Below are 12140 nucleotides of genomic sequence, written 5' to 3' on the forward strand. Positions count from 1 at the left end.
GACGCCCAGCCACAGAGCCGCACGAGCGTTGCGCACGAGCCGGCGGACACCGCCCGCCCGGACGCCACCGCGGCGCTCAGCCCTGGTCCGACGCCCGTCCCCGGTCGCCGAGCGCAGCGCGCAGTCGCGCCTCGGCGTCGTCGGCGCCCTCGGCACCGGACGCAGCGGCCGCCGCAGCGGCCTCCGCGTTCGCCTCGATCACGGCGCGGACGACCTCCTCGCGCTGGATCTTCACCCCGCGCGGTGCGTCGATGCCGATCCGGACGCCGTCGCCGCGGCTGTCGAGGACCGTGATGACGACGTCGTCACCGACGAGGATCCGCTCGCCGACCTTCCGCGTGAGTACCAGCACCCCGTCAGCCTAGCGACACCACCGGCAGGCCCAGCTGGTGGACGGACTCCGGCGTGGCGGTCTCCCCCGCACCGATGGCCACCACACCCGCGACGGGTACCCGCCCGGCGACCGCGGCCACGACGGCCCGGGCGTCCTCGGTCTTCCGACCGACGTCGACCACGACCCACACCTGGTCGGCGGCGAGTCCCTCGATCGTCGTCGCGTCGTCCCACGCGGAGACGCCCAGCAGCGCGTGGCCGTTCCGCACGCCCTCGGCGCGCGCGAGGATCCCCGCCCGCCGGTCGGCGGCGTCGGTCGGGCGCAGTGCGTACCGTCCGGCGAACACCCCCGCCGCCGCGTCGACGTCGGTGGCACGCCCGACGAGCAGCACGAGGTCGCCGTCGGCCGACCGCACGGCCGGGACCGGCAGCACCGGACGGACGGACGCCGGGGCGGACACCGCGGTGACCAGCGGGACGACGGGAGCCGGTCCCGCGACCGGCAGCGGGCCTCCCGGCCGACCGTGGTCCTCGTCCGTGCCCGGCACGGCCGGCGACGGGCCGTCCTGGAGGCGCGGCGCGGCCGGGTCGACCCGACCCACGTCCGTCCCGGGGCGGCCGGGGCGCGGGGCGGCCGCGGCGATCCCGTCGGCCGCGAAGCCGTCGAGCACCGAGGCGAACGCGTCCGCCCGTGTCGACGCGGTGCCGTCGCCTGCGGCGATGCGGGCCTCGGCAGCCTCGGCGTCGGCGAGGAGCGCGGCGATCCCGATGCGGGTGGCCGGGCCGTCGGCGATCGCAACCCGGGCGGTCGGCGGGTCGAGCGGGTCCGGCACCTCGACGACGGCCTCGACGTGGGTGCGGCGGAAGAGCCCACCGATGCCGGGCGTGGACACGCGTTCGGCCGAGACGATCCGGGCTCCCGCACCGAACTCGGTGCGGAGGGCGTCGCGGACCGCCTCGAGCGTCGGGCCGCTACGCAGCGATCGGGTCGGCGGCACGGACCACTCCCACGGTCTCGATGGTGGAGCCCGCGGCGGTGGCCTCCTGGTAGGACAGCACGGGCAGGCCGTTCGCCTGCGCGGACACCATGCGGTGCACGGCCGGTCGGAGCTGCGGGGCGCAGACGAGCACGGCGGACAGGCCCTGCTCCTCGACGCTGCGCACGGCGTCGCGCAGGGACCCGAGGACCTGCTCGATGCGGTGGGCGTCGAGCACGATCTGGGTGCCCTGCTCGGACGGGCGGAGACCCTCGAGCATCGACTGCTCGAGCAGCGGGTCGATCATGATGACGCGGAGCGTGCCGGCCTCGGCGTGGCGGGCGGGCAGGGCGGGGCCGAGGGCGGCGCGGGCGGCCTCGACCAGGCCCTCGGGGTCGGTCGACACCTTCGCGCGGAGCGTCAGCGCCTCGCAGATGCGGCCGAGGTCGTTGATCGGCACGCGCTCGGCGAGCAGGCCCTGGAGCACGCGCTGCACCTCGGCCAGGGACAGCATGCCGGGCACGAGCTCCTCGACCGCCGCGGGGTTCACCTGCTTGACGCCCTCGGTGAGCACCTTGACGTCCTCGCGGGTGAGCAGCCGGGCCGCGTTGTCGCCGATCACGGCCTGCAGGTGCGTGACGAGCACGGAGACCCGGTCGATGACGGTCGCGCCGGTCATCTCGGCCGCGTGCCGGAGCTCGGCGGGGACCCACTTGCCGGCCAGACCGAACACCGGCTCGACCGTCGTGGTGCCCGGGAGCCCGTCGAGCTGGTCGCCGAGCGCGAGCACGCTGCGGGACGGTGCGGTCCCGCGACCGGCCTCGACCCCGGCGATGCGGATCGCGTAGGTCGACGGGGGCAGCTCGATGCTGTCCCGGGTGCGGACGGGCGGCACGACGACGCCCATGTCGACGGCGATCTTCCGGCGGAGCGCACGCACGCGACCGAGCAGGTCGTCGGACGACCCGGACACCATGTCGACCAGGTCCGGTGCGAGCAGGATCTCGAGGGCGTGGACACGCATCTGCTCGAGCAGGTCCTCCGGGCTGTCCGCCGAGGGGGCCGCGGCCTCGAGCGCCTGCTGCTGCTCGGCCGCTGCCGCCTGCTGCGCCGCCTGCCGCGAGAGCCGCCAGCCGGCGAACAGCAGCCCGGCGCCGATGAGCAGGAACGGCACGACGGGCATGCCGGGGATGAACCCCATCGCGATCGCGGCGACCCCGGCGATCACCAGCGCGTTCCGCGACTGCGTCAGCTGCGTCGTCGCCGACGCGCCGATCTCGGTCTCCGCACCCGACCGGGTCACGATCATGCCGGTCGAGACGGCCATCAGCAGTGCGGGGATCTGCGAGACCAGGCCGTCGCCGATGGTCAGGATGCCGTACTTCGACAGCGCGTCGGTGACGGAGAGCCCGTTCTGCAGCATGCCGATCGCGACGCCACCGAGCATGTTGATGACGAGGATCAGGATGCCGGCGATCGCGTCGCCCTTGACGAACTTCGACGCGCCGTCCATCGCCCCGTAGAAGTCGGCCTCGGCGGAGACTGCCGCACGGCGTTCCTTCGCCTCGGCATCGGTGATGAGTCCGGCGTTCAGGTCGGCGTCGATCGCCATCTGCTTGCCGGGCATCGCGTCGAGGGTGAAGCGGGCGCCGACCTCGGCGACGCGCTCGGCACCCTTCGTCACGACGACGAACTGGATGACGACGAGGATGAGGAAGACGACGGCGCCGATGATGATCGAGCCGGACACCGCGACGTGCCCGAAGGCCTGGATGACGTCGCCCGCGAAGCCCTCGCCGAGCACCAGTCGCGTCGAGGCGACGTTGAGGCCGAGGCGGAACAGCGTCGCGACGAGGAGCAGCGACGGGAACACCGAGAAGTCGAGCGGCTTCTTCACGAACAGCGTCGTGAGCAGGATCACCAGCGCCAGCAGGATGTTCAGGATGATGAGCACGTCGAGCAGGAACGACGGCACCGGCAGGATCAGCAGCAGGACGATGCCGACGATGAAGACCGGGACGGCGAGCTTGGGCAGGTCCTTGCGGTTCATGCGGGTGCCCCTTCGGTGGTGGACGGACGGGTGCGGAGGCGCCGTGGTCGGGCGTCGCCGGTGAGCGTGGTGGGGTCGAGGACGGTCGCGACCTCGTCGGCCGTGGTCGGCGTGGGCGCGGCGTGCGTCCCGGCGGCGGCGCCACGGGCCTTCAGCGCCATGACGAACGAGAGCACCCGGGCGACCGGCGTGTAGAGGTCGACCGGGACCTCCTGCCCGAGCTCGCACGCCGCGTGCAGCGCCCGGGTGAGCGGGACGTCGCGGACGATCGGCACGCGCGACTCCTCGGCGGTCGACCGGATGACGTCGGCGACCGGCCCGGCACCCTTCGCGACGACACGGGGTGCGGACTTCCCGGGCTCGTAGCGGAGCGCGACCGCGTAGTGCGTGGGGTTGGTCATGACGACGTCGGCGTCCCCGACCGCTGCGATCATCCGGTTCCGGCTCATCGCGAGCTGTCGGGACCGGCGCTGGCCCTTCACGAGCGGGTCGCCGTCGGTGCGCTTCGACTCGTCCTTGACCTCCTGCTTGGTCATCATCGTGCGCTTGCGGTTGCGGCGCACGACGACCAGCACGTCGACCGCGGCGAGCACCAGACCCGCGGCGACGGCGGCACGGAGCAGGGTCCCGGTGCCCTCCTTCGCCGCGTCGAGCACGGACGACAGCGGCAGCGAACCGCTCGTCATGAGGACGGGGACGAGCGACTGCACGGCGAACCACAGGACGAGCCCGACGACGGCGGTCTTCAGCAGTGCCTTCACGCCGTTCCAGAGCGCCTGGACGCCGAAGACCCGCTTGAACCCGGCGACCGGGTCGAAGTGGTCCGGCTGCGGGGCCATCCGCCGGAAGTGCACGCCGCCCTGCGCGACGGAGACCGCCGCGACGGCGACCGCGACGACGGCGAGCATCGGGCCGACGGTGCCGGCCACGGAGCCGAGCGCCTCGGACAGTGCCTGCCGGACCGCGGGGACGGTCGGGTCCGCGATGACGCGCTGCACGGCGTGGAGCTGCTGCTCCCCCGCACCCGCGGCGTTGCCGATCGCAGCGGGCATGACCAGGGCGGCCGTCGCGATGCCGACCCAGGCGCCGAGGTCCTGCGAGCGGCCGAGCTGCCCCTTGCGGTGCACCTCCTGCATCCGCTTCTGGGTGGCCTTCTCGGAGCGTTCGCCGCTCCCTCCGTCGGACACGCCGTCTCACCCCCGCCCGGTGATCGCGGCGACGGCGTCGCCGGTCAGGGACGACACGACGGCCGGCAGCGCCATGAAGAGCGCACCGGCGAACACGACGGTCAGCCCGATCTTGATCGGGAAGCCCATCTGGAACGCGTTGAGCGCCGGGGCGACGCGGGTGAGCAGCCCGAGGCCGACGTCGGCCAGGAACAGGACGACGACGAGCGGCCCCGCGATCTGCAGTGCGGCGAGGAACATCTGCCCGGCCGCCGCGACGAGCACCGAGGCGAAGCCGCCGACGGCGAAGGTGCCCGGCGAACCGTCGGCCGCGACGAGCGGCACCGCGTCGAACGACCGCACGAGCCCCGCGACGATGAGCTGGTACCCACCGCTGGCGAAGAGCAGCGCGAGCGACGCCATCTGGAACAGCCGGGTGAACTGCGCGCCGTTGACCTGGGACTGCGGGTCGTACGCCTGGGCGAGGGTGAAGCCGCCGAACAGGTCGATCAGCCCGCCGGCGGACTGCACCGCGGCGAACACGAGGTACACGAGGAAGCCGAGACCGAGCCCGACGACCAGCTGGGTGAGCAGGGCGAGCAGGAACCCACCGGTGTCGAGTGCGGTGTACCCGAGGCCGACCCGCGGTGCGACACCGATCGCCAGACCGAGCCCGAGGATCACCTTCACCGTGCCGGGGAACGCCTTGTAGGCGAACGGCGGCGCGATCACGAGGAAGGCGACGAGCCGGACCCCGGCGAGCATGGTGGCTTCGAGCCGGTCGGCGTCGATGGCGAGGTCCACGGCTACGTCCCGAGCAGCTTCGGGATCATGTCGAACGCGACGTGGGTGAACGCGACCATCTCGGCGATCATCCAGTTGCCGCAGACGACCAGCGCGATCGCGACGGCGACCGCCTTCGGCACGAACGAGAGCGTGACCTCCTGGATCTGGGTCACCGACTGGAAGAGCGAGATCGCGAAGCCGACCACGAGCGAGGTCACGAGCACGGGGGCCGCGAGCTTGCCGGCCACCAGGAGTGCCTGGAGGGTCAGGTCGATGACCGCCTGCTGGTTCATCAGCGCACCACCTGGTAGCTCTCGATGAGGGACGTGATGATGAGCCCCCAGCCGTCGACGAGGACGAACAGCAGGATCTTGAAGGGCAGCGAGATCATCACCGGCGGCAGCATCATCATGCCCATCGACATGAGCGCGGCGGAGACGACGAGGTCGATGACCAGGAACGGGATGAAGATGACGAAGCCGATGATGAAGGCGCTCCGCAGCTCCGAGATGACGAACGCCGGGATCACGGTCGTCATGGGCACGGCGTCGAGGTCCGTCGGGTTCGCCTGGCCGGCGGCGCGCGTGATGAGCGCGACGTCCTCCTCGCGCGTCTGGTGCAGCATGAACGTCCGCAGTGGCTTCGTGCCCACCTCGACCGCCTTCGCGAAGTCGATGTGGCCGGCGAGGTAGGGCTGCAGGGCGTCGTCGTTGATGTGCCCGAGCACCGGGGCCATCACGAACACGGACAGGAAGAGCGCGAGCCCGGCGATGACCTGGTTCGGCGGGATCCCCTGCAGCCCGAGGGCGTTCCGGGTCATGGCGAGCACCACGAAGATCTTCGTGAACGACGTCATCATGAGCAGCAGGGCCGGCGCGACGCTGAGCAGCGTGATGCCGAGGAGCGTGACGATCGCCGAGGACGGCGCACCGTCGGGCCCGTTCACGCTGACGCTGAAGTCACCGCTCGCGGGTGCCGTCGGAGCCGCCGGCGCGGTCGGCGCGGTGACGCCGACGGCGTGCGCGCCGGTGGTGGTCAGGAGGACGAGACCGGCGACCGTCGCCAGTCCCAGGACGACGAGGGTGGCGGTGCGGCCGGTCCGGAGCGCGGCCGTCACCCGGCCCGCCGGCCTCGGAGCGCGGCGGCGGCCTGCCGCCACGTGTCCGCGGAGAGCACGGAGCCCTGGAGCTGCTGCGCGGTCGGCACGACGGTCCGGGCCGGACGACGCGCGGGACCGCGGGGACGCATCGGGAGCACGGGCGCGGCGTCGGCCGGGAGGCCCGTGGCGGCGTGGTCCTGTCGCTCGAGTTCCGCACGGAACGCGTCGGCGGACGGGGCCGCCACCGTGGTCGGCCCGGCGGAGGTCGGCTCGGCGGGCTCGGGTGCCGACGCGACGGCGCGCGGGGCGGTCGGCAGTGCGACCGGCCCGGCGACGACGGTGAGCTCCGGCGCGGGGGTCGGACCACTCCGGAGCAGCGAGACGCTCTGCTCGGACACGCCGAGCACGAGACGCTCCCCCTCGACGTCGACGACGACGACGCTCGCCTTGCCGCCGATGCCCTGTCGACCGACGACCTCGACCGCGGCGGACCGGCGTCCCCGGGCCTTCACCGCGGCTCCGAGACCGCCCTTCGTCGCACGGCGGTGCAGCACCCACATCAGCGCGAGCACGACGCCGAGCGACACGGCGACCCGGAGTGCCATCCAGAGGGTGTCCACGGATCAGACCGCTTCGGCGACGTCGAGGATCCTGGTGATGCGGACGGCGTAGTCCTGGTCGACGACGACGACCTCGCCGTGGGCGATCAACCGGCCGTTGAGCAGCACGTCAGCGGGGGCACCGGCGCTGCGGTCGAGCTCGACCACGGCGCCGGGTTCCATGCCGAGCACGTCGCGCACCGACATCCGGGTCCGACCGATCTCGACGGTCAGCGTCATCTCGACGTTGTTGATGCGACCGAGGTTCCCGGCGGGGACGGCGCCGGCGGCGAGCGGTGCCGAGACCGTGCCGTTCTCACGGACGCGCAGCGCGAACCAGCCGCCGGGGACCCCGCCCGCGGTGAGCTCGAAGACGACCGTCTCCGGGTCGGCGAACAGCGAGGCCGCCGACTCGCGACGGGCGTCCCCGAGCACACCGACGCCGAGCACGGAGGCAGCGGCCTCGAGCGACGGGCGGAGCACGTCGGTGACGTCGACCAGGCCGGCGTCGGCGCCGCCCGCGGCGACGACCGCGCCGAGGTCGGTGAGGACCAGCGCGAGGTCCGCGGAGAGTCCGCCGACGAAGGACGCGACCACACCGTCGACGGCGGCCTCGAGGACGACCGGGGTCGCGCCTCCCGGCAGGGGCACGGCGGTCAGGGGTGCCGCCGTCGGGAGCTGCGCCGCGAGCGACTCGGCCGCGGTGGCGTGGAGGGTGGTGGTGGCGCTCATGCGTGCTGCTCCGGATCGGTGGTGGTGACGACGATGCCGGCCAGGCGCGAGCCGTTGGCGCCGACGGCGGCGGTACCGACGGGTTCGCCGTCGACCGCGATGGTCAGGGGGCGGTGCTGCGGGTGCGGCAGCGGCAGGACGTCGCCGACGGCCAGCCGGAGCACCTGCGTGGGCAGCACGGCGGCGGGCGCGAAGTGCAGGCTGACGCCGACCGGGACGTTCGCGAGCTGCGCGTCGAGCAGGGCGCGGGCGTCGGCGGCCGAGACGCTCGTGGTGTCCTCGCCGAGCTGCGGCAGCACGGCCTCCGCCGGCAGGGCGAGCGTGCCGGGTGCGACGCGGTCGCCGACCCGGATCGAGAACGCGGCGACGATCATCAGGTCGCCCTTCTGCGCGGCCTGGGCGAACTGGCTGTTGAACTGGAAGCCGCCGGTGGTGACCTCGTGCGCGAGGAGCCCGCCGAACGAGTAGCGGAGGTCGTCGAGGGCGTCCTCGACGATCTTCCGCACCAGGGCCTGCTCGATCGGCGTGAAGGTGCGCTCCGGTGTCGGCAGCGGCTTCGATGCGCCGAGGGCGTGCGACACCCACGTCAGGGCCGCGTCGAGCGGGACCTGCAGCACGCCCTTCGGCGCGGTGTCGGCGATCGGCAGCAGCACCATGCCGGTGAGGGCGGGCAGGGACGCGGCGTACTCGTCGTACGTCGTCATCGAGACCTGCTCGCAGGTCACCTGGCTGACGGCACGCACCTTCGCGGTGAGCTGCGTGCCCCACTGCCGCGCGAACGTCTCGAAGGCGAGCTCGAGCACCCGTGCGTGCTCGCGGGCGAGCGTCGACGGGCGCGCGAAGTCGTACACCTCGGGCGCTGGCAGGGTGTCGGTCACGGGTGCGTCTGTCGACCGGCGACGGGCAGGCGTCAGCGCTGTGCCCCGTTCTGGGGCGGCGGCGGACCCGGCGTCGGGGCGACCCGTGGCCGCTCGTCGGCGCTCGTCCTGCGGTCCGGTCCGCGCTGGGGTGCGGGCCCTGCCCGCCGGGGTCTACCCCTGTCGCGCTCCGTCCTGCGCCGTGGCGAGGGCGGGCATCAGCTCGCTGACGTCCTGGTCCTGGTTCGACAGCACGACGATGTCGACCCGGCGGTTGAGGGTGTTGTCCGCGTCGCTCGCGCCCTTCGCGAGCGGGCGGCTCGACCCGAAGCCGACGCTCTGCACGTGGTCCGCCGGCATCCCGCCCCGTTCGACCAGGTCGCGGAGCACCCCGGTCGCGCGTGCGGCGCTGAGCTCCCAGTTCGTCGCGTACGGGGCGGTCGAGTTCCGCTGGTCGGCGTGGCCCTCGACGCTGACGTCGTGTCCGCTGGTCTTCAGTACCGGCGCGATCGCGTCCATGATGCGGCGGGCCTGGTCGGACAGGTCGGCGCTGTTCGTCGCGAAGTAGGTCTCGCTCCCGACGAGCCGGACCGTCAGGCCGCGGTCGTCGACGGCGAACTGCACCTTCGACGACTCCCCCGCCTGCTCGAGGTTGCCCTGGATGGCCGCCTCGATCGCCTTGAGGTCGTCGAGCTCCCGCTGGGCCGCCGCCAGGTCGGCCTTCGACGCGACCGGCGGCACCGCGGTCGACGCCGGGTCGACGTTCGTGTCGTCGGCGCCGGACGCGGCGGTCGAGTGGTCGGCGTCGGACTTGTCCGTCGCGTACCCCTTGCCGTCCTTCGTCACCTGGGACTTCGACACGATCGTGCCCGAGGCGGTGTCGACCTTGCCGGACTTCACCTCGCCGAACCCCGTCGCGAGCGAGTTCTTCAGCGCGATGTACTTCTCCTGGTCGACCGACGACATGGCGAAGAGCACGAGGAACATGCACATGAGCACCGTGATCATGTCCATGTACGACGCCATCCAGCGCTCGTCCGGGTGCTCGGCCTCGTCGTGGCCGCCCTTCTTCCGGCCGCGCCCGCGCCCGCGGGGGTTCGCGCTCACGGTCAGGCCGCCAGCTGCTGGTCGTCGGCGGTGGCCTTCGCGGTCTTCCCGTCCTTGCCGCCGGCACCGCGCGCTGCGGGCGGGACCATCGCGGTGAGGCGCTCACCGAGCAGTCGGGGTTGGCTGCCGGCCTGCACGGCGAGCAGGCCCTCCATCAGCAGGGTCTGCCGGTCGGCCTCGAGCTGCGCGAGCTTCCGGAGCTTGCCGCCGAAGGGCAGCCAGAGGAAGTTCGCGGTGAGCAGGCCCCAGAGCGTCGCGACGAACGCGCTCGCGATGAGCGGGCCGAGCTCGTCGGGCTTGCCGAGGTTCGCCAGCACGTGGGTCAGGGACACCACGGTGCCGATGATGCCGACGGTCGGGGCGAAGCCGCCCAGGCCCATGAAGAACGCACTGGCGCTCCGCATCGGTGCGGCGTTCGACTCGATCTCGTCCTCGAGCAGGATCCGGAGCTCGTCGCCGTCGGTGCCGTCCGCGATGTTCTGCAGGGCCTTCTTCATGAACGGGTCGTCGTGCTTGTCGGCCTCCTGCTCGAGCGCGAGCAGGCCGTTGGCGCGGGCCGTCTCGGCCAACCCGACCACGTCGTCGATGACCGTCTGCGGTGGGGTGACCTTGCCGGTGAACGCCTTCGGGACGGTCTTGAACGCGGCGAGGGCGTCCTTCATGGTGGTGCTCGCGACGCCGCAGCCGATGGTGGCGACGAAGACGAGGAGCATCGGCGCGGGCAGGAAGAGTCCCGCCATCTCGACGTGCTCCATCTGCGCCATCCCGAACAGGGCGCCGAAGGCGAGCAGGATGCCGACGATCGTTGCGATGTCCACGGTCAGCGCCCCCCGTCCTGGCTCCGGACGGCGTCGCGTCGTCCGTTGGTGACGAGCGGCGCGACGGGCGCGAGGACCGGCTGCGGTCCGGTCGCGTCCACCGCGGTGTCGGTGCCGTAGGCCATGCCGACGATCCGCGCGCGGTAGGCGGCGACGAGGCCGATGACGTCGGCCATGGACTCGCGCACGATGTACTTGGCGCCGTCGACCATGATGAGCGTCGTGTCCGGCGTCTCCTGGATGCGCTCCACGAGGTCGGGGTTGACAGCGAATGCGCTGCCGTTGAGTCGTGTGACGACGATCATGGCCCGTCCTGGTTCTCGATCGTCCCGCCGCCGTCCGTGGGGCGGGATGCAGACCCGTCCGTGGGTGTGCACCGGTCGTTATCGGCGACGGTCGCACCCCCGTTAGCCTGGCGTGGTGACCATCGTCGAGGACCTGCTCGCCGGGCCGCGGGGGCGGCGCCTCTGCTGGGAGGTCGTGCTCGGTACCGTCGGCGACCAGCCGGACGACGACACGCTCTTCTGGGCGTCCTACTGGACCTCCGTCCACCGCGGTGACGGCGTCTCGCTGTTCGGACCCGGAGCGTCCGAGCCGCGTCCGGCTCCGTCGGACGACGACGTGGTCACCGCCGTCGAGGCCCTGTTCGACGCTGCCGACCCCGCGTCGGCCACGCTCGACCAGGTGCTCGCGGCCCTCGGTCGCGTAGCGGAGTCGGCGATGTGGTGGCAGGAGCCGGACGCCGAGGACGTCCTGCTCGGGACCGTCGTCCCGCGGTCGCTGCACGAGCGGATCGCCACGGCGGTGGCGGCTGCCCCAGGCGTGCAGGCGCTGTTCGCCACGGCCCCGGCTGCGGCTCCGGCTCCGGCTCCGCGACAGTGGACCGTCACCCCGGACACGTCCGGGTACGGCGGCGCCGTTCGCCGTGCCGCAGCGGTGCTCGCCGAGTGGCGGCGCGAGCTGCTGGACGAACGCTCCCACGGCCTGGGCGACCCGGTCACCGCGCCGATCAGCGGGACGTGGTGGACGACCCCTCCCGGCGGGCTCCTCGACACCACCACCGAACGCGACGGCCGCGGGCCACTCGGGTTGTGGGCGGTCGAGGACCACACCGGGTGGGAGCGCGCTGCGGTCGCCCCCGTTGCGGTCGATCCATCAGCGCGCATCGTGGTGGTCGACGACGCCGAGGACTGGGCCGCGCTCTGCCGTGCGGCACCGATCGACGTCACGGCCACGACCCGTCGCCACGACTGGTACCGGGCGACCGGTCGCGACGGCGCCTGGGTCGTGCCGGACTGGGCCGCGATCGCCGAGCGGTACGACGCGGTGCACCTGACCCTGCGGGGATGGCTTCGCGCCTCCGGTACCGCGATCCCGGTCGACGCGGACTCGGCCGACGGCACCGCGGACTCGGCCGACGGCACCGCGGACTCTGCCGACGGCACCCTGGACTCGGCAGAGGGCACCCTGCACTCGGCTGACGGCACCCCGGCGAGCGTCATCGCCGGGTGGACCCCCGACACGACGGTCTGGCTGCGCGACCCCCGACCCGCCCTCGGCCCCTCGACGATGTGGCGGTGGAGCGGCGAGGACCGCGGCTGGTTGCCGGCCTGAAC

14 protein-coding genes are annotated in these 12140 nt (G+C 73.1%); 1 reads left to right on the top strand and 13 read right to left on the bottom strand.

Features of this window, described 5'->3' with window-relative positions:
* Positions 1 to 76 precede the first annotated feature (76 nt).
* From csrA to JOD95_RS02260, 13 genes are all read right to left on the bottom strand, one after another.
* Positions 77 to 352 carry a carbon storage regulator CsrA gene (gene csrA / locus JOD95_RS02200; protein ID WP_066654202.1) on the bottom strand — a complete coding sequence of 92 codons (276 nt, stop codon included), beginning with the start codon at positions 350 to 352 and terminating at the stop codon, positions 77 to 79.
* Between the two features lie 4 nt (positions 353 to 356).
* Positions 357 to 1331, bottom strand: coding sequence for a hypothetical protein (locus JOD95_RS02205; protein WP_209682701.1), 975 nt, complete (start codon positions 1329 to 1331; stop codon positions 357 to 359).
* Entirely contained in the window at positions 1306 to 3360 is a 2055-nt protein-coding gene (locus JOD95_RS02210; protein WP_209682704.1) for a flagellar biosynthesis protein FlhA, read from the bottom strand. Before JOD95_RS02210 ends, JOD95_RS02205 begins: the two co-directional genes overlap by 26 nt.
* Positions 3357 to 4547: a flagellar biosynthesis protein FlhB gene (locus JOD95_RS02215; protein WP_209682707.1), complete on the bottom strand. Its 1191-nt coding sequence runs from the start codon at positions 4545 to 4547 to the stop codon at positions 3357 to 3359. The genes JOD95_RS02210 and JOD95_RS02215 overlap by 4 nt, the downstream gene beginning before the upstream one ends.
* Before the next feature lie 6 nt (positions 4548 to 4553).
* On the bottom strand, positions 4554 to 5330 hold the full coding sequence (locus JOD95_RS02220; RefSeq protein ID WP_307810345.1) for a flagellar biosynthetic protein FliR: 777 nt from the start codon (positions 5328 to 5330) through the stop codon (positions 4554 to 4556).
* A gap of 2 nt (positions 5331 to 5332) precedes the next feature.
* A complete protein-coding gene (locus JOD95_RS02225) occupies positions 5333 to 5605 on the bottom strand; it encodes a flagellar biosynthetic protein FliQ (protein WP_066654192.1) in 273 nt (90 codons plus the stop codon).
* A complete protein-coding gene (fliP, locus tag JOD95_RS02230) occupies positions 5605 to 6429 on the bottom strand; it encodes a flagellar type III secretion system pore protein FliP (RefSeq protein WP_209682708.1) in 825 nt (274 codons plus the stop codon). Before fliP ends, JOD95_RS02225 begins: the two co-directional genes overlap by 1 nt.
* On the bottom strand, positions 6426 to 7031 hold the full coding sequence (locus JOD95_RS02235) for a FliO/MopB family protein (protein WP_209682710.1): 606 nt from the start codon (positions 7029 to 7031) through the stop codon (positions 6426 to 6428). Before JOD95_RS02235 ends, fliP begins: the two co-directional genes overlap by 4 nt.
* A 3-nt stretch (positions 7032 to 7034) precedes the next feature.
* On the bottom strand, positions 7035 to 7742 hold the full coding sequence (gene fliN, locus JOD95_RS02240; protein WP_066654190.1) for a flagellar motor switch protein FliN: 708 nt from the start codon (positions 7740 to 7742) through the stop codon (positions 7035 to 7037).
* The gene (locus tag JOD95_RS02245; RefSeq protein WP_066654188.1) at positions 7739 to 8620 is read right to left on the bottom strand and encodes a flagellar motor switch protein FliM; all 882 of its coding nucleotides are present in this window, start codon (positions 8618 to 8620) and stop codon (positions 7739 to 7741) included. The genes fliN and JOD95_RS02245 overlap by 4 nt, the downstream gene beginning before the upstream one ends.
* 153 nt (positions 8621 to 8773) lie before the next feature.
* The gene (locus JOD95_RS02250; RefSeq protein ID WP_066654186.1) at positions 8774 to 9706 is read right to left on the bottom strand and encodes a flagellar motor protein MotB; all 933 of its coding nucleotides are present in this window, start codon (positions 9704 to 9706) and stop codon (positions 8774 to 8776) included.
* 2 nt (positions 9707 to 9708) lie between these two features.
* On the bottom strand, positions 9709 to 10524 hold the full coding sequence (locus JOD95_RS02255; protein ID WP_066654185.1) for a motility protein A: 816 nt from the start codon (positions 10522 to 10524) through the stop codon (positions 9709 to 9711).
* A 2-nt stretch (positions 10525 to 10526) separates the two neighbouring features.
* Positions 10527 to 10829: a flagellar FlbD family protein gene (locus JOD95_RS02260; protein ID WP_066654183.1), complete on the bottom strand. Its 303-nt coding sequence runs from the start codon at positions 10827 to 10829 to the stop codon at positions 10527 to 10529.
* Positions 10830 to 10944: 115 nt separating this feature from the next.
* On the opposite strand from JOD95_RS02260, the gene JOD95_RS02265 reads away from it, so the two are divergent.
* Positions 10945 to 12138, top strand: a complete 1194-nt coding sequence (locus JOD95_RS02265; protein ID WP_209682711.1) for a hypothetical protein — start codon at positions 10945 to 10947, stop codon at positions 12136 to 12138.
* Positions 12139 to 12140: the final 2 nt, after the last annotated feature.

It is taken from the genome of Curtobacterium sp. 1310 (genome assembly GCF_017834105.1).
Lineage (GTDB): Bacteria > Actinomycetota > Actinomycetes > Actinomycetales > Microbacteriaceae > Curtobacterium.

Bases quoted from the DNA above. Each gene is read 5' to 3' on its own strand.
- JOD95_RS02210 (WP_209682704.1), bottom strand. From the start codon at position 3,360: ATGAACCGCAAGGACCTGCCCAAGCTCGCCGTCCCGGTCTTCATCGTC.
- JOD95_RS02225 (WP_066654192.1), bottom strand. From the start codon at position 5,605: ATGAACCAGCAGGCGGTCATCGACCTGACCCTCCAGGCACTCCTGGTG.
- fliN (WP_066654190.1), bottom strand. From the start codon at position 7,742: ATGAGCGCCACCACCACCCTCCACGCCACCGCGGCCGAGTCGCTCGCG.
- JOD95_RS02260 (WP_066654183.1), bottom strand. From the start codon at position 10,829: ATGATCGTCGTCACACGACTCAACGGCAGCGCATTCGCTGTCAACCCC.